This window comes from Chitinophaga arvensicola, from assembly GCF_900110835.1.
GTDB classification, from domain to species: Bacteria; Bacteroidota; Bacteroidia; order Chitinophagales; family Chitinophagaceae; genus Chitinophaga; species Chitinophaga arvensicola.
Genome location: NZ_FOJG01000002.1, coordinates 1,685,235 through 1,706,605 on the forward strand (window position 1 = coordinate 1,685,235; position 21,371 = coordinate 1,706,605).

Below are 21,371 nucleotides of genomic sequence, written 5' to 3' on the forward strand. Positions count from 1 at the left end.
AAAACTACAATGTTTTCACCCGGATATTTCTGAAACGGACAATAGATCCGTGTCCGAGGAAACCGATATGACCGGTTTCCCTGTTGAGGCCGGGATGACTTTTATGATCCAGGGTGCCGTTCTTACGGGCATCGGCGATATCGCCGTCCAGGATCACAGTGCCATTCAGAATGACTTTTATGTGTGTGCCATTTACGATGGCTTCTTCGGTATTCCACTCTCCTACGGGTTTCAGGAAACCACGTTTGGCGGGGATCACACCATACACGGAACCATGGTACTGGTAAACGTGCAGGTCTTTATAGATATCTGCTTCGTTATCCAGGATCTGTAATTCCATGCCTTCATAGGCTGCGTCGCCTTCTAATGGAGCACGGATACCAAGACCATTGTTAGCGCCGGGTGTCAGCTGGAAATCAAAACGGAAAGAGAAGTTTTTATATTCATCTTTCGTATAGAGATTACCGTGACCACCATTGGTAGGATAAATTACCAGGTCGCCGTTATCGATGACATAGTCTTTGGTGTTGCCGGTCCATGCGTGCATGTTGGTACCGTCGAACAGCAGTTTATAACCTGCTTTCTTTTCTTCATCGCTCAGCACATAAGGCTTAGGGCGTGGAATTTCACGGATATACAGATCACGGTAAGCCACGTAAGTGCCATGTGCCTGCAGTTCTATCTGTTCTTCCGGGAAGATGGGTAAACCACGGTCCCAGTAGTTTTCCAGGATCGTGTTATCGGTTACCAGTTCTCCGTTGAGGTACACCGTTACGCGGTCGCCCTGCATAAGGATGCGGAAATGGTTCCATTCTCCGATGGCGTTATCGGCCAGTTTCAGGGGTTTGCTTTCATGCTGCTGGTTGTTGTACAAACCACCGGAACCTACCTGTGCGCCCACATCTATGCGGGAAGTGTCCCAGATCTGCACCTGCGGGGAACCACGGAGATAAATACCCGCGTCGCCCTGTGAAGTGATCTTCCAATCAACCAGCATTTCAAAGTCGCCGTATTTCTTTTCGGTACAGAGATTATCTCCGCTACCGCCGAATACCAGCAGGCCGTCTTTGGCAGACCAGCCTTTGCGCATATTGTCGTTGGCTTTGTCCTGTGCTTTGGCGAGTGCTTTGGCATCCATTTTACCACGGGCTACCGGGTTTTCCACGAGGCCTTTCCAGCCGCTGAGGTCTTTGCCATTGAACATGGGTACGAATCCGTCGCCGGCAGGCATTTCTGCCAGGTACTTACGGATCGACTGGCGCTGATAATCCGCGTCGCCGCCTTTTAATACGGTGGATGTTTTCTCCAGGAGGGAACGTACAATCGGTCCGTTATAGCTTTTATCTGCCAGGGCGATATTCATCACCGCATTGGCGGCAGCCTGTTGTACGGCGGTATTGTCGAGGTAGTTACCGGCAAACAATAAAGCGGGTAGTGTTTTACAACGCTCTACGCCTTCCAGGATCTTCTGCTGTACCGAAGCTGAAGGCGAGAGTTCCATAGCGTTGCGGAACATCAGCAATTGCTGGTCGGCCGGGAAGCCGGAGCGACGGGTCAGTCCTACGTAACCAGCCAGGGCATAGTCGCGGTAGTCTGCGTTGTCGCGGGCTATTTTCAGTAAAGCAGGTGCAGCAGCGATATCTTTCCAGGAAGACAATGCCTTCACGGCCTCTTTCTTCGTGTTGGCGTCGCCGTTAGCAAAGGAGGACAATACAGGCGACAGCGCTGATTTATCGCCAATGCCTGCCAGTACAGGGAGATAGCGGGACTGCTGCTCCGCAGAACCGGACTTCATCTGTGCCAGTACATCTGCGCTGGTAGCGCCGGCGCTGATCAGTGCTGCCTGAATATTGGCAATATCTGTGGCATTGCCGGTATTATTCAGTAAGGTAAACAGTGCAGGGAGATTGGCTTTGGTAGCCACATCTTTCAGCGCACTGATGGCCGCACTGCGGGTATCAGCATTGGTGCTGGCGGTTAATGGTAATACGTCATTTACGCGGCTATCTGCTTTACGTGCGGCCAGTACTGTTAGTAAGGCTGTTTGTGCAGACGCAGGCATGGTAGCCAGGGCCGCACCAGATTGTGCAGCTACTTCTTCGCCCGGCATGATCAGCAATGCCTGCTTTACTGCTTCCACAGTGGCAGCGTCGCCGGTTTTCATGATGGGCAGCAGGGAAGGTAATGCAGCAGCGCCACCGATGGCACCAGCCGCTTTGATAGCGGCGGATTTTACATCTGCATTTTTGCTTGCCAGCAGCTTCTGGAGTGCAGGTAGCGCAGCGGCTACTTTATTATCTCCCAGCATACCGATAACAGCGGCTTTACCGGCATTATCAGCACCGGTGAGTTTTTTTAACCAGCCGGCGTTTGCGGCCAGCTGATACTGTCCCGCAAATTTCAGGGCAGCATCACGGTATTCGCGATTTTTGTCATCTGCAGCGGCTAACAGGAGCGGCATTGCTTTCTCACCACGGATGGCGGTCAGCAGTTTCAGTGCAGCGGTGCGCGTATGCACCTGCGCATCTGTTTTAGCCTGTTTCAATAAGTTCTCTGCTATTTTATCTGCGGCAGTTTTATCACTGAGTTGAGCGGCATAGTACAGGTAAGACGCGGTGGCATCCGTTACGTCGTAGGTATAACCACTTTTAGCAGCAGCGGCGGCCAGTACGGGTGCAGAGGCGGGCGCGCCGATCTGTGCCAGGGCGTAAAGGGCAACTTTGGCGAGCTTAGGATCTGCATTGGTAGCCAATGGCGCAATGGCAGATGCAGCAGCGGTATAACGGCTATCTCCCAACGCTTCTGTAAGTGTGATGCGATTAGCATCAGTAGCGGAAGATAAGGCGGCCAGTAATGCCTGCTGTGCAGCTGGTGTATTGATTTTTACCAGGGTACGGGCGGCAGGATCGCAGAGGCGTTGATCTGCCAGATAAGGCTGTAACGCAGGCACGGCATCATTCTCAGCGAGGGTTTCCAGCTGCGTGATCAGGAAGAATTTATTTTCCGGATCAGCCGCTTTGGCCAATGCTTTGCTCAACGCTGCAGACGCCTGTTTGCGGGCTGCTTCCTTTCCAGGTTGTGTTACATAATAGGCGTATCCTGCAATGGCATACTCCAGCTGTGTATTGTTGCCCTTTCCAGGTGCCGCCAGCATTCCTGCAATGGTGGTGAGACCATCCTCCCCTAACGCCGCAATCGCCTCCATATGGGTGTTAAACTGCGTTTTATTGGGAGCAGGCAGCAACGCCAGCACATCGGCTATTTTTGTATGGAATGCACGCTGATCTGATGGGCCTTGTGCAGACGCCAGGCTACTCCAGCCAACCAGTAGTGCAATGAGTAAGTATTGTATCTTTTTCATAATTCGTTTACTTGATGGTTTAGATGGTCCAGGGTCCGCGCATAGGCTGATAAATGAGGGCATTGGCGCCTGCATCATCAATAAATTCCTGTTTTACCGGATCGAATTTCAACGAGCGGTTTAGTCGCAGGGCAATCTTACCCATGTTCACCAGTGTAGCGGAACGATGACCATTTTCTTCGTTCAGAGCGAATTTGCGGCGGTTCTTGACGGCATCCACAAAGTCAATTTGCTGTGGCGCAGGATCCGGGAAGGCAGCCAGTTTCTTTTCAAGATCGGGGATGTCTGAACGGAAACCCGGGTACAGTTTACCTTTGGGGCCTTCAATGTAAGCAGCCTTTTCATCGGCGCCATCGCCATCAAGGATAATCTGGCAACCATCTGCGTAGGTATACGTAATTCTTCTCCAGGTGCCTACCGCATCCGGGTGTTGCTGCGGCGCGTCTACTTCCACGCTCACCGGACTGGTATCATCTTTACCCAGGAAGTACTGGATAGGATCCAGGTAATGCTGGCCCATATCTCCCAAACCACCACCATCATAATCCCAGTAACCACGGAAGGTCTGGTGCACACGGTGTGGGTTATACGGACGATAAGGCGCAGGCCCCAGCCACATATCATAATCCAGTTCTTTTGGAACCGGCATCGGGTCCAGGTTGGTTTTACCTACCCAGTAAAATTTCCAGTCGAAGCCGGTATGCTTGCTGACGGTCACTTTCAGCGGCCAGCCGAGCAACCCGCTGTCTACCAGTTTCTTGATAGGTTTCACGGTAGTGCCCATTCCATAAAAACGATCTTCAAAGCGGAACCAGGTATTCAGGCGGAAAATTCTTCCGTGCTGCTGCACGGCTTCTACCAGGCGCTTGCCTTCGCCAATGGTAGCTGTCATGGGCTTTTCACACCAGATGTCTTTCCCGGCACGTGCAGCATCTGCTGCTATAATACCATGCCAGTGCGGTGGTGTGGCCACATGTACAATGTCCACTTCAGGTAAGGTGATCACTTCACGGTAATCAGAAAAGGTTTTCACGCCTTTACTTTTATCTCCCAGCTGGTCCATCGCCAGTTGCAGGTGACTGCGGTCTACGTCGCAGAGTGCCACCACACGGGTACCGGCATAGCCAAAATGGCCACGTCCCATGCCACCGGTGCCGATTATGGCTTTGGTCAGCTGGTCGCTCGGCGCCAGGTAACCCCGGCCCAGCACGTGCCTGGGCACAATAGTAAATGCAGCAAGCGCTCCCAGGGAATTTTTGAGAAATGCCCGCCTTGAATCGCTGTTTTGTTTCGCCATATTTCAGTTTAATTGAATGCCAGAGTTGTAAGGTTTGATAGTATTAGTTCACTGTATGATGATATTTTCACTGTCTTTGGTCGATCCTGGTTCACTGAATGGTAAGATATAATCCAGTCGCGGGATATGCAAGTACCATCCACAAAATTTGATAAGCGGTAAAAAATCAATATCCCGGATTTTGCACCATTTCAGGGTTCGACAAGGTCTCTTTTTCAGGTACCGGCCAAAGATAATCACGATCCGTATATGATCTGTCCTGCACCTTCACGGTCTCTCCTGTCAGCGGATTGGTAGCCCCGAAAACCTGCCCGTTCATCACCTGCTTCACGATTCCCCATCTCCGGATATCAAAATAACGCTGGCCTTCAAAGGCAAGCTCCGACTGCCTTTCCCGCCGTACCAGCTGCCGCAGTAATGCTGCACTGTTATAGCGTTGCTGATCTACTACCGGCATACCGGCGCGGGTACGGATATCGTTGAGATATGGTATTACCTGTGGATTCTGCCAGTCGCCCAGCTCCACCAGCGCCTCAACATAAGATAACAGCACCTCACTGTAACGGATATACATAAAATCCAGCGAGCCGGTCCTGCCCTGCCGGTCGCGCGGATCCAGGTATTTCCGAATCCAGTAGCCTGTGGCGGTAGACTTCTGCACACCTATCTTATCCGTATTGGCGGTAGCATTATCGAAAGGAGAAAGGATATAACCGGCATCTATAAACGACTGCCCTGGATACAGCAAGGATGCCACTAATCGTGGATCCCGGTTATTCTTATAGTTAGGATCCTTACGGTAAACAGCCACAGAATCCGGCCCTAACTCCGCAGGCGTTTTCCCCTGCTTCGTCTCAAAATTATCTACCACCTGCGCAGTGGGCGATACATACGTTTCCCCGCCAATACTGTACGGCGCAAACGTGGTCCAGGCATTGTTACATCCATCTCTTTTAAAAAATATCCTTTCTTTATTTAACTCTCCTGTATAACTGAACAACTCCGCATAACTGTTGGCGCCCGCCTTTTCACTGCGGTATAATTTATACACACCGGAACCAATCACCTTTGCTGCGGCATCCCTGACCACCTCATAATGATGAAAAAAGAGTCCTAGCCGGACGATCAGCGCGTTACAGGCGCCCGATGAAATCCGCCAGGTTTCATCGCTGTCATATTCCGCCGGCAGATTCTCTGCGCAGGTCTGCAATTCGCTTAGTATAAATTCATATACTTTCTCAGAAGGATCTCTTTTCAGGTGATTCTCCAATGGTGTGAGCGACTTCGTTACAATCGGAATATCGCCGAAAAATAACATGATCTCCATGTGATAAAAAGCCCGCAACGCCCGTGCTTCATACTTCATACGGGTACGCAGCGCATCATCCATAAAACATTTATCTACGTTTTCCAGGAAGCGGCATGCCCGCCTTACATCTATATAATCATCCCGCCAGATCCATTCCGCCACATCCCAGGTAGGGTTTTGCAGGCCACGGGTATAAATGTCATAATTACCCCGGAAATCGCCCCGGCACACCGCTTCATCACTCAGGCCCGACCAGAACATCACATTTCTTCCGTTAGATCCCGCAGGAACACCCGCATAGATAGAATTCAATGCACCATAGGCATGACTTTCCGTTTTCCACCACTCTGCATCCGTTACACCGGAAGGGTTATCGTGCGTGAGAAATTTCTTACAACCCGGTGCAGATAACAATACCAGGCCCATCATCAATATAATAGTGAATTTCATGTTCATCTTAAAAAGGTTGAGTGATTATAGTTGGATACTTACGCCTGCGGTATACATTTTCATAATGCCATACGTCCACTGGTTTCCCTGGCTTTCAGGATCTACCAGTTTCATGGTGGTAAAAACAAATGGATTCTGTGCATTCAGATATACCCTGGCACCGTTAACGCCTACACGTTTTAAGGCCACTCCGCTGAAATTATAACCCAGCTGGATATATTTTACACGGACATAAGCCCCGTTCTGGATCCAGAAATCAGACGACAGTTTATTGATATCGGGCGTAGTGGTGAGTCTTGGAAAGCGGGCGTCTGTGCGTTGCGGCGTCCAGTAGTTATCTGCATAGTAGCGGGTAGGCACGCCACCATCAAACGACATATCCAGCGGATAGGCCAGCATGCCGCTCAACACCGCATCACATTTACTGACTCCCTGCAGCAACATTTCCAGTTCCCATTTTTTATAGGTTACCCTGAAATTGGCAAAGAAGTCTGCACGGGGCGTTGGATTGCCGATCACCGTCTGATCGTTCCCATCAATCAGTCCATCGCCATTCTGATCCACATACCGGATATCACCGGGCTTTTCATTGGCAATAACGGGTACCAGTGGTGTTCCATCCGGTTTGAAATCGGCTGCCTGTAAAAGCCCGTTTGTTTTATATCCATATAAACTGTTGAGCGCATAGCCTTCTTTATTAATCGTTTTTCCACTGATATAAGGCCCTCCTTTTACGGTCAGGAAAGTATTGTTGTTATACGAAATACCGGGACGCACCGATAAGGTGATATCTTTTCCTATGCGACTGTTATAGTTCAGTGACAACTCCAGCCCTTTATTCCTTAAGCGGCCGGCATTCACAGGCGGAATACCCATACCGCCAACATAAGATACCGGTGGCCACAGGATGATGCCGTTGGTTGTTTTGTTATAGAAATCGAATGTCAGCTCCAGCTTGCTCTGGAATAATGCCAGGTCCAGTCCCAGGTCCAGCATATCTACTGTTTCCCAGGTGATATCAGGATTGCCAAATACCGATTCTACACCATCGGAAGCACTGATCATATTCTGATACTGGTATGGATCTATATTTTCGTTCCCAAGGCGGCCATAGGAAGCCCTTATTTTCATATTGTTAATGAAAGATGCGGACGCCATAAAGTTTTCTTTATGCACATTCCAGCCCAATGCCACCGAGGGGAATGTTCCGTACTTATGACCGGGGCCGAAGCGGGAAGAACCATCTGTGCGGAGCGCGCCTTCCAGCAGGTATTTATCCTTATAGGAGTAGTTTACTTTCCCGTAAAATGACAACAACGATCTTACATCCCAGTAATCGCTGTTACTCTCTTCCTGTGAGTACCCCCCCATTACATAAAAGTGATGATCTTTCAGATCATAGGTGTAATCGGCGGTAACGCCCGCATAGTAATAGGTGGTACGTCCCATGCTGGCGCCCCTGTCTACGCCCCAGGTCTGTACCAGTTTACCGCTGAAGTAGTCAAAAAAGTAATAATTATCGCGGGTAGTGCGGTACACATCACTGTTGAGGCGAAAGCTGAATTGTCCGCGGAGATTCAGTCCTGGCAATACTTCCCACTTCGGTTGCAGATTGATGCTCGACTGCCCGTATTCATTCAGGGCTTTACCGCCATGTTCGGCATAGGCAACAGGGTTCACAATATCCACATAACGTCCGTACATCTGCGGTGCGCCGTCTTTTGCAGGATATTTAGGGAGAATGGTAGGCGGTACCCGGAAGATATCTTCCAGGATACGGTTACCATCATTGCCGTTGGGACGGTTGGGGTAAAAAGTATTTCTTTTGATGGCCAGCATATCCATGTACACCAGGAACTTTTTATTGAGCGTAATAGAAGTATTGGCGCGGATATTATATTTATTGGAATGATTTAACGGGATCATTCCCTGTTGGTTCTGGTAATTGGCAGTAAGCGCAAACCGCGCGAGACTGTTACCACCGCTCACACCCAGCGAGTGACTGGTAATAGGTGCGGCGCGGTTGAGGATTTCCTTCTGCCAGTCGGTATTCGGATATTTTACCGGATCATCTCCGGCTTCGGTATGCTGAATATCTTTTTCGGAGTAAAACGGCGCATTCCCGGCATTTACCTGGGCTTCGTTAAACATGCGCATGTATTGCGGCGCTTCCACCAGGGCCGGCATGGCCGACGGAGACTGGATACCATAGTAGCCGTCGTAGGTAACGGCCACACGACCGGCCACACCACGTTTGGTGGTCACGAGGATCACGCCGTTGGCGGCGCGGGCGCCATATACCGCAGCAGCAGCGGCGTCTTTCAGGATAGTTACACTTTCCACCGTTACGGGATCGATGTAGTCCATATCCATAGGAACACCGTCTACCATTACTAATGGGTTGGAGGCATTGGTGGTGCTGATTCCCCTGATCTTGATGACGGCGGCATCGCCACCAGGCAAACCGGAGTTCTGGGTTACCTGTATGCCTGTAACGCCGCCCTGCAGGGCCTGCGACAGCGCCGTAATGGGTTTCCCGTTTGTTTGCTGTGCTATATTCACCGCGCTGATCGAGCTGGCAATATGTTTGCGTTGCTGCTCCGAAAGTCCCACTACCACTACTTCATCGAGGGCGGCTACATTTTCTTTGAGAGAAATGTTCAGTGCATTATGGCTACGGATAATGGTGAATTCCTGTGCAATGTATCCCATCTGGCTGAACACCAGCACAGCATTCTTTTTTGCGTGAAAGGTAAAATAACCATCGGCATCTGTGGTAGTCCCCTGGCTGTTATTGTCCTTTACACGTATAGTCACACCCGGTAGTGCCTGCGGTGGTTCGTGGGTATCGTATACCCGTCCGCGTATAAGATAAGTACTATCCTCTGTTGGATTCACAGGCTGCGATGGCAGCGGGGCCTGCACCTTCTCTCTGGGAATAATGGCCACCTGGTTGCGCATGATACGATAGCTCAGGCCTGTGTTCAGCAAAGCTTTGTCCAGTACTTCCCGGATTTTTTTATCCTGTAGTTCCAGTGTCAGCGGTTGTTCCCTGTTCACCAGTTCATCTTTATAAAAGATGCGCCAGCGGCTCTGCGACTGGATCTGGCTGAACAACTGGGGCAGCGTTCCCTGGTGCAGCCGGATGTTGAGGTGTTCATCCTGCGATCTGCCGGTGGCAGAAACCCCAAGGATCGCGGTGACCAGCAAAAGGATAGTCAGTTTCATTGTTCTCAGGAGTTTAATGGCAAAAGGATGTCCTGGCGGTATACGCCATGGTGCATAGATTTTTTTCATAACTTCACTTCAGTTTTTTTCGTTAAACAAAAAGACAAACCTGTCCCCGCTTCCGGCGGGGTAGTGCCACCGGAAGATGTTCCACCATCTTCCGGTTTTTTTTTGGTGATATGTATGGTAATCAGTCTTTCTCTTTCAGTACGATATGCGTTCCCTGGCGCTCATAACGCAGCGAGTTGGTAGCGCAGATCACATCGAGTACATTGTTCAGATCATCATCCAGGTCAAAGTCGCCGGAACAGGTTTCCAATCCGGGTTGTGTGGACGCCAGGTCCAGTTGTATGTTATAGTATCGCGTTAATTTTTTCAGGATCTCTTTTAGTGGCGTGCTGTAAAACAGCAGGCGGCCGTCTTTCCAGGCCGTATAGGGCGTTATGTCTACTTTATTGACTGTTAGTTCTTCGTTGCTCACAATCGCCATTTCATGGGGCTGTAATTGCCGGAAGCGTTTCCCGAAAAGGTGTTGTGAAGGGAGACGCATACGCACACTTCCTGAGGCCAGTACGAGGCTTTGCCGGGTATCATCTGTATAGGCGCTGATGTTAAAGGAAGTTCCCAGCACTTCTGTTTCCATCCGTGAAGCATATACGAAAAAGGGCGCTTCCGCTTTGGGTGCTATTTCAAAAAAGGCCTCTCCTTCCAGATATACCTCCCGTTTGTTGTCAGCAAAAGTGGCCGGGTATACTAACTTTGAGCCGGCATTGAGCAATACAACGGTACCATCATCCAGTTGCAGTCTGGCCCGGCGGCCGTAGGGCACCTGCAGGGTGTTATAGGGGGCGGATGATACGGTAGTACTGTCTGCATTAATCGTGATGTTGTGGCCTCCGTACACCAATGATGAATTTTTTCCTTTGATCACTACCGCAGGCTGCTGCCCCAGGATCAGCCTTGTATCTCCGGAGGTATCCAGGTGTTGTTGCCGGGCAAACTGCACGAGGGAATGAGGTGGCCGGGGCCAGAACAGCCAGGCGCCTGCAACAAGCAGGAATAGTATGGAAGCAGCTATTTTCAGAAACAGGTAACGGTATACAAATGGCCGCGGAACAAGTGCTGCGGCAATTTCCTGCCATAATGCGGATTTATCGGCGGACTCCCAGTTTTCGTTACCGGCACTGGTGATCATCTTTTGTACGGCGGCGGCCAGCTGCTGTTGCGCAGGATCATCGCTCTGCACAGGTGGTTCCCCGTCATTTCCCAGCAGGTCTTCCAGTTTCAGTTGTTTCTTATCAGGCATCTTGCAGCATCTTTGCTATAAAGAGCAACAAACAAAGCGGATATAGACTCCGGGATGAAACTTTTTTTTCAGGCATGTTCGCGGGACATCCAGGACATCAGCAGGAAAATTAATGGCAATAAAGGTACTTTCTCCATGTTGGTGCGTAGTTGCCGGAAAGCCCGGTAGGCCAGCGTACGGCAGGTAGGTACGCTAATTTTCATGATGCCGGCAACTTCTTCGTAGGAAAGGCTGCAATTAAATTTCAGGAAAAGGACTTCCTTCTGCCGGGCGGGCAATCCGTTGAGTTCGCGCGCGAGCAGGCGGAGCATTTCCTGTTGTTGTTCTTCCGCAATCAGCAATGTTTCGGTGTCTGGCTGATAGTTGATAGAAAAATAATCCTCCGGACCGGCAGTGTGACGGAGTGGAAGGCTCTTTTTTACAGCCAGGTGTAGTTTCCGCCGGAAAGAACGGAGCAGGTAAAAGCGGATATTGACGTTCGTCGCCAGGTTTTTCCTGTAATGATAGAGATCGGTGAAAAGATCCTGGATACAGTCTTTTATAGTACCGGTATCTTCTATATATCTTAATCCATAGCGGTAAAGCATTTCCGCATATAGTTCATACAACTCGCTGTAGGCTTGCTGTTCCCCCTGGATAATGTGGTCCCACAAAATATTATCAGCTGCAATTACGCGGTCTTTCAAACAGTAAATATTTAGAAGTGGTTGATGACCCTAATATAAAGCAAAAAGCAGAAAGGATAAAGCATAATACAAAAAGCTACTGGTGCTATGACCAAAGCGGATATCTTTTCCGGGAGATGGGGATACCCGGTTCAATTACCTGCTTTGGTCATAGCACCAATAGCTTTTATATGCCTGCTGCTGTTATGTTATGCTTCCTGGAAGGCGTGCCATAAGCTGGCTGCGCCGATGAGGGCTGCGGCTTCTCCGAGGGCGGCTTTCACGATAGGAACATTCAGCTGTTGTTTTTTCAGTTCCTCTTCCAGTAACGGGAAGAAAAGATCTGATGCATTGGCGATGTTGCCACCAATGACTACCAGTTCCGGTTGTTCATCCCGGATAAAATTGCCCAGTAAGGTACCCAGGTTCGTAGCGAACTCCTGGAACAGTGCGGGAATGTTATCGTCAACGCCTATACGCGCCACTAATGCTTTTACGTCAGGTACCATTTCACCGCTTACTTCTTCGTAGCGTTTTACGAACCAGCGGGTGGAGAGATAATCTTCTGCCATGCCGTCTTTAAAAGGAGAACACCAGCGACCGGCATCATCGGACACACCATCGCGGTAAATAGCAGAACCCAGTCCCGTGCCGAGTGTAAGCCCGATTACGCATTGATGGCCTCTGCCGGCGCCGCTGAATACTTCGCCCTGCAGGAAACAGCCGGCGTCGTTGATAAAGCGGATGTGATCCGGAGCAATGCCCAGTTTTGCGGCGAGCATGTCTTTCACATTCAGACCATATAATGCGTCAAATTTATGTTGTCCCTTCATGCCACTGATCCCCTTCTCATAATCGAACGGGCCGGGCATCCCGATGCCGATGTGGCGGGTGCCTTCCGGGGCATGGGTAAATACTTCGCGGATCACGGCGGCCCAGCCATCAATGATGTCTGCTGCTTCGCCATGTGAATTAATCCTGGTGCGGTTCCATGAACCTTCTATGATAGACCGTGTGCCGAGGTCTACTAATGCTGCGGTAATATGAGAGCCGCCAATATCTATTCCTAACGCCGTGGAATTTGTCATAAATGCAAGATAGAATGTTTGCTAAATCGTTTAAGCTAGACAAATATAAAAAACTATTTGGTTGATTTGCTCCTAAAAATCGTTTTAGCTAAGTAAAAAATGGTGAAACAGCTCCAATATAGGGCGTTTTTCTAAAAATCAAAAAAAAGAGGGAAATTTTCAATAATATTCAATCAAATGAGCACGAAGTATTCATAAGCAATAACAAACGGACACAAAGGCAAGCTCCCGGAAAATACCCGTTATCCGGTCTGTTGAAAATATTTTGACAGATGAAAAATAATTATCACTTTTACATCGTAATTCATTTCTACAATGGAATCTGATCATTGCTCCGGCAACAACATCCTGATAGCTTATATCGCCACGAACTTCAACACGTCGCCCCCCATTTCCTAAACAGATACGCCCGGCTTAAACATTGAATTGACAGGTCTGTCAACCGCTTTGCCATACGCATCACATACGTGATGCAAAAGAAGTACACGCCTTACCGGGCGGCGCTTCCGGCTGCGCTGACAAGACCAGCATCAAAGAAAATATCTTCATCATCACACAACATAACAACATCCTTTATCTGCCTATAAAAAACAACCTTCCTCCACAGGAAGTATCCTTTATCTAACCACATATTAACAACAACCCAACAATGGAAAACACTGTTATCAAATGGGCATTGCTCATTGGCGTGCCCCTGCTATGCCTTGTTCTGTACAAAGTCATTCTTCGTATATGCTTTGGCGTAGTCATCGTACCGGAAGACCGTATCGGCCTGGTAACGAAAAAATTTGTCCTGCTCGGCAAACAGGAATTGCCCGAAGGCCGCATCCTTGCCACTAACGGAGAAGCCGGCTTCCAGGCGCAAACCCTGGCCCCCGGTGTTTACTTCTGGAAATGGATCTGGCAATACAGCGTTGCCTTCCAGCCGTTTACCATTATCCCCACCGGTAAAATCGGACTGGTACTGGCCAAAGACGGATCCGAACTGGAAACAGGCGCCATCCTGGCCCGCAAGGTACCCTGCGATTCCTTCCAGGATGCCGTGGCATTCCTGCAGAACGGCGGCCGCAAAGGACGGCAAACCGCCATCATTACGCCCGGATCATACCGTATCAACACCTTCCTGTTCGAAGTGGAAATCACCGACATGCTCTCCATCCCCGACAATGCGGTAGGTATCGTCACCACCCTCGAAGGCAAGGCCATTGAAACCGGCTCCATCGCAGGTAAAACCATCGAACAACACAACAACTTCCAGGACGTAGACGCCTTCCTCGGAAATGGCGGCTATAAAGGACTGCAGGAGCAGGTGATCCTCGCCGGTTCCTACTTCATCAACCCCTGGTTTGCCAAGCTGGAAATGGTGAAAATGACGGAAATCGCCATCGGACATGTAGGCGTAGTCATCTCCTTCGTGGGAAATGATGGCGTAGACATCAGCGGCGCCGAATTCAAACACGGCAATATCGTGGCAAAAGGCACGAAAGGCGTATGGGCTGAACCATTGGGCCCCGGTAAGTATCCCGTCAATCCCTATATCATGAAAGTAGAACTGGTACCCACCACCAACCTGGTGCTGAACTGGGCCTCCGCCAGAAGTGAAGCCCACCAGCTGGATAAAAACCTCTCTACTATTACCGTGAGAAGCCGCGATGGTTTTACCTTTAACCTCGACGTAGCCCAGATCATCCATATCCCCACCAACGAAGCACCCAAAGTAATTGCCCGCTTCGGTAATATGAGTAACCTCGTGACACAGGTACTGGAACCCACTATCGGTAACTATTTCCGTAACTCCGCCCAGGGATCTGATGTGATCAGCTTCCTCACCAGCCGTAAAGAAAGACAAACCTCCGCCAAGGAACATATCGGCCAGGTACTGGACCAATACAACGTATTTGGCGTGGATACACTGATCGGTGACATCGTACCTCCTGAAACACTGATGAAGACACTGACGGACCGTAAAATTGCCGAGGAACAGAAAATTACTTACGATACGGAAAGACTGGCCCAGGAAACACGACAGACCCTCGAAAAGGAAACCGCTATTGCGGAAATGCAGAAAGAAATCGTAAAGGCCGACCAGGGCGTGTGGATCGCAGAAAGACATGCAGATGCCTCCGTGAAAAAAGCCACCGGTGACGCCAACAGCGTACGTTTGCAAGCCAATGCGGAAAGCGACCGTATGAAACTCCTCGCAGGTGGTGAAGCAGAAAAAGTAAGACTGCTCGCCAAAGCGGAAGCAGAACGCACCGAATGGATCGCCAAAGCCGATGCAGAAAAAATTGCCCTCACCGGTAAAGCGGAAGCAGAAAAGATCCTGGCCATCGGACAGTCCAGCGCCGAATCCTACAAACTGGCCGTGGAAGCCATGGGCGGCAACAACTTCACCCAACTGAAAGTAATGGAAGCCATCGGCGCCCAGCAGATCCGCATCATGCCGGATGTACTCATCAGCGGTGGAGACGGCGCCAACGGACCTATCAGCGGATTGCTCGGATTAAAGTTGCTCGAAGATGTAGCGAAGAAAAAAAGAAGCGGATAACAAAGCAGAGTAATAATACCCTTTATGAAAGAAGCAGATGGGGTAAAGTTCAAAGGCAAGACTAACCGGACGGCCAGAATAGATCCCCTCATTGTGAGTACCGGCAATACCCATTATTTACCAGGAAATAACGGGTACTTCCCCCTTAGATAACAGGTTTCTTATAGTTACGGGGTATATGGCGCTGAACTATATTTTAGATAGGGCTTAACTAGGGCTGGGCTCTTAAAAAACACTAGCTGACGCCACCATAAAAACGAGGGTATCTCCCATAAAAATGCCCCCAAAAAGTCAGGGACTTTCCGGGGGCATTTTCAACATTACTTTTAAGATACCTTCGTTTTCTTATTTTATCTCTACGCCTTTCGCGTTGTATCTTTTATCATCAAAACTGTATTCTTTCTTAGGGCCTTCTCCCGACTGACTCATCGAAGACGCTTGCCTGAAAGGCAACACCAGCTCCTGTTTTGTATTGATCAACGCATATTCCCAAACATCGTTGTTAGCACGCGATACCATCGCAATACCTTCATTGAAAGACGAAGCAGATCTATAAGTACAAGGAATAACCAGTACTCCTTTTGTATTCATATAACCGTATTGATTATTCGCATTTCTTACCAATGCCAGACCATTTGAAAATGATTCTGCCTCCGGATATGCCGTCAGATCAATCGCTTTCCGACCCTTATTATCTATGAAAGATAGTTTACGTGATTTAGTCATTACACGCAAAAGACCGTCATGATACACTTCTCCATTGGTGTAATACGCATCCGGTGAAATAAGATGTCCGTCAAAATCATAAAGACTGTTTATGCCCTGCAGCGGACCATCCTCTTCCGACTTGTTGGCATATATGATCTGTTCATGCGGATCAAGGTATATCGCATCATACGATACAGGTATTACCAGGTTACCATTAGCATCCATTACGCCGGTAGCGTTGGTTTTATTCGGTTTCGCAACAGTCACCAGCAACGGCGTCAGTTCTGTTACCTGGAAATCCAGTTTTACCAGCGTTTTCGTCGCAGTATCGAGGCGGTAATAGTACAGACCATTGTAATCTTCCGAAGTAAAAAAGAAAGGATTCAGCTGGGCTAACTTCTTGTAGGTAGCCGGTATCACAAACTTGCCAGTCGCATCTTTAAACCCATAGTTCTCCGTCTTTTCATCCTGCGTCATCTGTAAGCCCGTGTAATTGGGATGCAGGTTGGTCAATGTCAACTGCTTCTTCACTTTATTGCGGTCATCTGCCAGGTATACGTTCACCTTTACCACATTACCTTTGAAGAACCCTTCTACATAGCCATCCTGGCCACCTTCATCAAAAGGAGAACCATCCGGCATTTCCTTTTTTATAGCAGCCTGCAGGGCTGCCACGTCTTTAAAGCTGCCTTTGTCAATTCTGGTAATCAGCGATTTCAGCGTTTTACTGAAATCTACCAGCAACCGGTTCATATCATCCGGATTGTTTACACCGCTGTTTTTGCTGCTATAGTCCAGAGGTTTGCCATCTTTGTTCAGCGCTTCCACATGCAGGTAATCGTGCATGGCTTTGTTCCCCATGAGAATTCTCACGCGGTTGTCTCCCATCTTATCAATACGGATGCTGGCGCCTTTAAATGTTACCTTGTCATTTTGCTTGTCGAGTGTCAGCTTTTCCACTTTGGTAGGATAGCTGTACTCCGCATCTGCTTTTACGCTGTCAATAATTTTGGGAGATGGAATAGCACTATTGCCATCTACCGCATAGCTTTTTTCCAGGGAGCTGCCATCATGGAAAAATATTTTCGTTGTGGTGAAATCCGGGAAGTCGACATCAGCAAACTCACTGCTGTTCCGGAAATCTCCGTCAACAACAATTACACTGTTGGGGTGTTTTATTTCCTGCTGGAAGCCCATCTTCCCACCAAGAAGCGCGGTGTATCTGTCTTCCAGTTCGGCTGCGGTTTTCTGTACATAAGGTGTGCCCACCTCTTCTTCTTCCGGTTTGAAGTGTTTTGGCTTTTCCTCTTTGAAATTCTTCATAAAACCAAGGAAGCCTTCTACCTTGTCGCTTTCATTCTGAAGTATGCCCCTGGCTTCTTCCAGCGTTTTACCATCAAATTCTTTTACAAATTCCTGCACTCCTTCTGAAGATTGTTTTGATTTACAGGCGCTCAATGCCATCATGCCAATGGCAAAAAAGGCCATAGGTTTAACGAACGTCATAGTCATATAGTTAAAGGGTTAATCAATAGCGAATTGTACATCGCCGTTTTTATCGATATTCACATAATAATCCAGTGGGTAGAAGCCGTCTTCCTTAGACAGGTAAAACGCAGGGTTCTTATTGTATACTGCAGGCAGTAATTTGGCAAAATGTCCGTCTGGTGTAGTGTATAACACCACGTTCTCTTCCAGTTTCACGTCCCGGGCTTCACGGGCTTTGTCCATGATATTGGTCCAGCGTGTTTGTCCGTCTATAGGTTTACTCCAATACCAGGCGGTTTGCAGGTTCTTTTCCAGTGGATACAGTAACTTTTCCAGCTGCAGGGAGTCTTTTTCCAAATAGGCCTGCTGGAGCTTGCGATAATGTGCCAGGATCTTTTCTTTCGCGTCGGGTATCGTCCTGATATCGGTAACTGCTGCTGCGTAGCAGGGAAGCTCATAGGGCACGGCATCCGTTTCAAAAGGATGATCTACTTTAGCGCTTAGTTGTCCATAAAACTTAGAAGCCCTGATATACCTGGAAGAATGGGCATCTTCGCGTACCATAGAATCCGCATTAGGCGTACGGAAATCAAATACCACCGATGAAAACATAGACCGTTTGCTCGATTTCTTCAACGCTACATGCACTACAGATTCCAGGTGAAGCCGGTTGCGGGGATTTCCATCGTAATCATTACCAGGCAACAGCTCTACGGTAACTTTCTGTTGCTTTCCTTTTACCAGGTAGGGATTAATATCTGCCGTAACGCCCAACGTACGGGCACCCGCATGATCTATCACTAAGAAATCATTCACATATAACCGGTAACCGCATTCGCTGTTATCGACCTCCAGCTGGTAGTCATTCGTAGTGGTAACCGGTGGAATTTCTTTGTAGATATTGGTAATGCGGTTGTTTACCGGATTATTAAAATAAAGGGAGATAGCGGCTTTCTCTTTATTACTAAGGGTAAGCAGATCGCCGTCAAAATCCTGTACGCTGAACTGTATTTTTTTGGGGAGTGTACTCCAGCTTAAAATAGGATTGGAATACTCTTTAAAACCGGTACCATTCTCGTTCTCCAGTTGTTGCAGTACATCGGAGGCACCTTTCTCGATATCAAAAGTACATGCTTGTAGTTGCTCATCTTTTGTCTGGATAGAAAACTCCTTTACCGGTTGTCCGTAGAAAGTGAAATCTCCTTTCAGGTGCATGTACAATACACGAACCGGAATAGAATCTACTTTTACCTGTGTTTTCGGCAGGAGTGCGATAACAGAGTCCAGTTGCTGCCGGTTATTGATCGATTCTATTTTTATCTTTTTGCTGCCACAGCTGCTGGCGGCTATTGCTAATCCCAGCAGGGCGCCGGTGTATAATTTATTCATCAGTTATTCGTTTCTTCTGGTTTAACAAACAAAATGTCAATCTTTGGTGCTTTCTCTATTTTGGCAGCGGTAGCAAAGTCTTTGCTGGTAATCATTGCAATCAGGCGGTCCTTCCCTTTCCATACCAATACATCGCCTTCCTCAAAAGCAGAAAAATCGTTACCGGCATCTTCGCCGGGTTGGCCATACGCTTTATTGAGTTGGGTTTTGAGTGTATTCACGGCTTCTTTATCTTTCGGTAAATCCATGGCCAGCCGCTGAATATGTTGCTGGTCATCCACAATAGAAATATGCAAATTTTTCACCGGAAGATCATAGAACTGCATAAAGCGTTCGTCATTAAAATCGTAGCTGAAGCCTCTGCTTCCTACCAGCTTGATCTCCGGATTTTCCGCCAGGATATCGGTGTTGCTGTTAACTTTTTCGAGATGAATTTTCTCCGTTTTCTTTTCGGGGGCGGGGTTATCGCAGGCAACAAAAGAAATGGGAAACAACAGATACAGTACCAGTTTTTTCTTCATATAATCGATCGTCTATCAGGTTATTAAAGCCTGAAAATACAAAAAGAAATACGGATACCTAATCTCTGGCAAGGATTATTCTTTACCAGCCATCAGGTATCCGTTATTTCTTATCACCTGAAGGGAGGTCAGCCTTTCCGGTGATCGATACTATAAGGACCTGCTCCAAAGTAAGCCAGCAGCAAGGCGCCACCGAGAATAGACACATTCTTCATAAACATAGCCATGTGCATTTGTGCCATCATCGGATCTTTCACTGCCCAGAAATTATGCAGCGCAACGGATACCGGGATGAGGAAGATAACGATCAGCCAGGCGCCGATTTTTACTTTATAACCCAGCAGGATACTCAGTCCACCGGCCAGTGATAACAAACCGGCTAACGGCACCAACACACCTGCCATCGGCACACCGGCAGCGGCAGTCATATCCACGCCGGCTCCTGTAATATGGCTGATGCCGGACAAAATAAAGATGAGGGCGAATAAAATTCTGCCCAGTAGTGCAACAATTTTCATAGTCTATAGATTTAAGTAAGAGGAAACAAACCTAGCGCTAAATAACCGGCCCTGGAACAGGGTTACCAAAAGGATAGCGGTATCCTGTACTATAGCAGGGCATTGCTTATCTTTAGGGTCAGAAAGAAAAAACGAGCGTATGCGAAAAGAAACTTCTTCCAATGCTATCAACGGAAAACAGTTACGGGGTGATTGTGGTACTTACTATACCCTGTCGCTGATCGGCGGTCGCTGGAAACCCAGTATCCTGTGGCGTTTACTGGATGGTAAAATGCGGTACAACGAATTGAAGAAATCCATTACCGGCATTTCTGAAAGGGTGCTGGTACTGCAATTAAGAGAACTCGAAAATGACAACCTGGTAAAACGGATTGTGTATCCGGAAGTGCCGCCCCGTGTGGAGTATGAACTTACGCCTCTTGGATGGAGCATGGAAAGTATGCTGCAACACATTTCCGATTGGGGGAACCTGCACCGCGAGGATACCATGGCACGCCGGACAGCTGAAAAAGAGCCCCTGACGGCCATGGCAGATAAAGGTTAATATTAAAGTCCGGCGTCTTCCAGAGCGCCGGAAGCCAGCGCGGTCCAGTCGGCATCATGTACATCCTTCGCCAGGATGGTAGTGAGCCGGTTCTGCACCAGGTTGGCCAGCGGCATTGGTGTATGTGAACGACGCGCTGTTTGTAATACGAGGTCCATATCTTTCAAACCCAATGCCGCACTAAAAGAAGGACTGCCTGTAAATTTACGGTCCAGTATCATGGCACCATAGTTTCGGAATACAGGTCCGGAAAATAAGGTAGTCGTCAGCATTTCATAAGCGGCTCTCGGATCCACACCGTTCTTTTCCGCCAGCGCAAAGGCTTCCGCCATCATTTCCAGCGCACCGGCAATCATAAAGTTTCCCATGAGTTTCAGCACATTCGCACTGCCGGCATCTTCTCCCAGGTCAAAAATATTTTTAGCAAATCCTGCTTCCAGGATAGCCCGGATCTTTTCTTTCGCGGCAGCAGGACCGGAAATCACCGCATTCCCTACCCTTGCGGCAGCAGCCTCCGGACGGGCAAAAACCGGCGCAGCTACAAATGTTACGCCCCGCTCCCGGTGATGAGCCGATAACTCCCTGGAAATATCCGGGGATACAGTACTCATGGACACGTGAATACCTCCTTGTCCCAATGCCTTCACCAGGGCTTCCGTAGCAACGGCCTGCAATGCGTGGTCATCTGCCACCAGGGTCAGTACAATACCTCCGCTGACAGCCGTTTCCTCGGGGCTGCCAACCAAAATAGCACCCAACTGCTCCAGTGGTAACGCCTTTTCACGGGTACGATTATAAATTCTCAATGTGTAACCCGCCTTCAGCAGGTTTTCTGCAATAGGATAGCCCAAATGGCCAGTGCCGATAAATCCAATGGTTTCCATAATATATCAGTTATTACTTGCAGACATAAATCTATTACTTTCCAGACGACTAATAAAACACTTTTAT

General features: G+C 48.6%; 14 protein-coding genes. 2 read left to right on the forward strand and 12 right to left on the reverse strand.

All coding sequences use genetic code 11. The annotated features are described in order from the left end of the window. Window positions 1-4: 4 nt before the first annotated feature. The 7 genes from BMW79_RS24210 to BMW79_RS24240 all read right to left on the reverse strand — a co-directional run bounded on the left by BMW79_RS24210 (window position 5) and on the right by BMW79_RS24240 (window position 12,704). Complete coding sequence (locus BMW79_RS24210) at window positions 5-3,361, reverse strand: DUF1080 domain-containing protein (RefSeq protein ID WP_218150428.1); 3,357 nt, start codon at window positions 3,359-3,361, stop codon at window positions 5-7. A 19-nt stretch (window positions 3,362-3,380) separates the two neighbouring features. Further along, window positions 3,381-4,658, reverse strand: a complete 1,278-nt coding sequence (locus BMW79_RS24215) for a Gfo/Idh/MocA family oxidoreductase (protein WP_089899013.1) — start codon at window positions 4,656-4,658, stop codon at window positions 3,381-3,383. A 166-nt stretch (window positions 4,659-4,824) separates the two neighbouring features. After that, window positions 4,825-6,423, reverse strand: coding sequence for a RagB/SusD family nutrient uptake outer membrane protein (locus tag BMW79_RS24220; protein WP_218150429.1), 1,599 nt, complete (start codon window positions 6,421-6,423; stop codon window positions 4,825-4,827). A gap of 18 nt (window positions 6,424-6,441) precedes the next feature. Next, entirely contained in the window at window positions 6,442-9,714 is a 3,273-nt protein-coding gene (locus tag BMW79_RS24225; protein ID WP_089899016.1) for a TonB-dependent receptor, read from the reverse strand. A 121-nt stretch (window positions 9,715-9,835) separates the two neighbouring features. Continuing rightward, window positions 9,836-10,951: a FecR family protein gene (locus BMW79_RS24230; RefSeq protein WP_089899019.1), complete on the reverse strand. Its 1,116-nt coding sequence runs from the start codon at window positions 10,949-10,951 to the stop codon at window positions 9,836-9,838. Window positions 10,952-11,019: 68 nt separating this feature from the next. Further along, window positions 11,020-11,637: an RNA polymerase sigma factor gene (locus tag BMW79_RS24235; protein ID WP_089899022.1), complete on the reverse strand. Its 618-nt coding sequence runs from the start codon at window positions 11,635-11,637 to the stop codon at window positions 11,020-11,022. 188 nt (window positions 11,638-11,825) lie between these two features. Continuing rightward, entirely contained in the window at window positions 11,826-12,704 is an 879-nt protein-coding gene (locus tag BMW79_RS24240) for an ROK family protein (protein WP_089899025.1), read from the reverse strand. 649 nt (window positions 12,705-13,353) lie between these two features. On the opposite strand from BMW79_RS24240, the gene BMW79_RS24245 reads away from it, so the two are divergent. Continuing rightward, window positions 13,354-15,252 (forward strand): SPFH domain-containing protein, encoded by a 1,899-nt coding sequence (locus BMW79_RS24245; protein ID WP_089899029.1) that lies wholly within the window; start codon window positions 13,354-13,356, stop codon window positions 15,250-15,252. Between the two features lie 345 nt (window positions 15,253-15,597). Here the strand turns inward: BMW79_RS24245 and BMW79_RS24250 are convergent, their stop codons facing one another. From BMW79_RS24250 to BMW79_RS24265, 4 genes are all read right to left on the reverse strand, one after another. Further along, complete coding sequence (locus BMW79_RS24250) at window positions 15,598-17,466, reverse strand: WG repeat-containing protein (protein WP_177192313.1); 1,869 nt, start codon at window positions 17,464-17,466, stop codon at window positions 15,598-15,600. Between the two features lie 18 nt (window positions 17,467-17,484). Beyond that, on the reverse strand, window positions 17,485-18,837 hold the full coding sequence (locus tag BMW79_RS24255; RefSeq protein ID WP_089899036.1) for a PA14 domain-containing protein: 1,353 nt from the start codon (window positions 18,835-18,837) through the stop codon (window positions 17,485-17,487). Further along, window positions 18,837-19,358, reverse strand: coding sequence for a hypothetical protein (locus tag BMW79_RS24260; RefSeq protein WP_089899039.1), 522 nt, complete (start codon window positions 19,356-19,358; stop codon window positions 18,837-18,839). Before BMW79_RS24260 ends, BMW79_RS24255 begins: the two co-directional genes overlap by 1 nt. Before the next feature lie 128 nt (window positions 19,359-19,486). Continuing rightward, the gene (locus tag BMW79_RS24265; protein ID WP_089899043.1) at window positions 19,487-19,876 is read right to left on the reverse strand and encodes a DoxX family protein; all 390 of its coding nucleotides are present in this window, start codon (window positions 19,874-19,876) and stop codon (window positions 19,487-19,489) included. Window positions 19,877-20,015: 139 nt separating this feature from the next. Here BMW79_RS24265 and BMW79_RS24270 point away from each other — a divergent pair, with 139 nt between their 5' ends. Continuing rightward, window positions 20,016-20,420: a winged helix-turn-helix transcriptional regulator gene (locus tag BMW79_RS24270; RefSeq protein WP_089899046.1), complete on the forward strand. Its 405-nt coding sequence runs from the start codon at window positions 20,016-20,018 to the stop codon at window positions 20,418-20,420. Between the two features lie 2 nt (window positions 20,421-20,422). Here BMW79_RS24270 and BMW79_RS24275 read toward each other — a convergent pair whose 3' ends face one another. Continuing rightward, window positions 20,423-21,304, reverse strand: coding sequence for an NAD(P)-dependent oxidoreductase (locus BMW79_RS24275; protein WP_218150430.1), 882 nt, complete (start codon window positions 21,302-21,304; stop codon window positions 20,423-20,425). Window positions 21,305-21,371: the final 67 nt, after the last annotated feature.

Excerpts from the sequence above, each read along its gene's own strand:
- BMW79_RS24210 (WP_218150428.1), bottom strand. The coding sequence starts at position 3,361 with ATGAAAAAGATACAATACTTACTCATTGCACTACTGGTTGGCTGGAGT.
- BMW79_RS24215 (WP_089899013.1), bottom strand. The coding sequence starts at position 4,658 with ATGGCGAAACAAAACAGCGATTCAAGGCGGGCATTTCTCAAAAATTCC.
- BMW79_RS24220 (WP_218150429.1), bottom strand. The coding sequence starts at position 6,423 with ATGAACATGAAATTCACTATTATATTGATGATGGGCCTGGTATTGTTA.
- BMW79_RS24225 (WP_089899016.1), bottom strand. The coding sequence starts at position 9,714 with ATGAAAAAAATCTATGCACCATGGCGTATACCGCCAGGACATCCTTTT.
- BMW79_RS24230 (WP_089899019.1), bottom strand. The coding sequence starts at position 10,951 with ATGCCTGATAAGAAACAACTGAAACTGGAAGACCTGCTGGGAAATGAC.
- BMW79_RS24240 (WP_089899025.1), bottom strand. The coding sequence starts at position 12,704 with ATGACAAATTCCACGGCGTTAGGAATAGATATTGGCGGCTCTCATATT.
- BMW79_RS24245 (WP_089899029.1), top strand. The coding sequence starts at position 13,354 with ATGGAAAACACTGTTATCAAATGGGCATTGCTCATTGGCGTGCCCCTG.
- BMW79_RS24250 (WP_177192313.1), bottom strand. The coding sequence starts at position 17,466 with ATGACGTTCGTTAAACCTATGGCCTTTTTTGCCATTGGCATGATGGCA.
- BMW79_RS24255 (WP_089899036.1), bottom strand. The coding sequence starts at position 18,837 with ATGAATAAATTATACACCGGCGCCCTGCTGGGATTAGCAATAGCCGCC.
- BMW79_RS24260 (WP_089899039.1), bottom strand. The coding sequence starts at position 19,358 with ATGAAGAAAAAACTGGTACTGTATCTGTTGTTTCCCATTTCTTTTGTT.
- BMW79_RS24265 (WP_089899043.1), bottom strand. The coding sequence starts at position 19,876 with ATGAAAATTGTTGCACTACTGGGCAGAATTTTATTCGCCCTCATCTTT.
- BMW79_RS24270 (WP_089899046.1), top strand. The coding sequence starts at position 20,016 with ATGCGAAAAGAAACTTCTTCCAATGCTATCAACGGAAAACAGTTACGG.
- BMW79_RS24275 (WP_218150430.1), bottom strand. The coding sequence starts at position 21,304 with ATGGAAACCATTGGATTTATCGGCACTGGCCATTTGGGCTATCCTATT.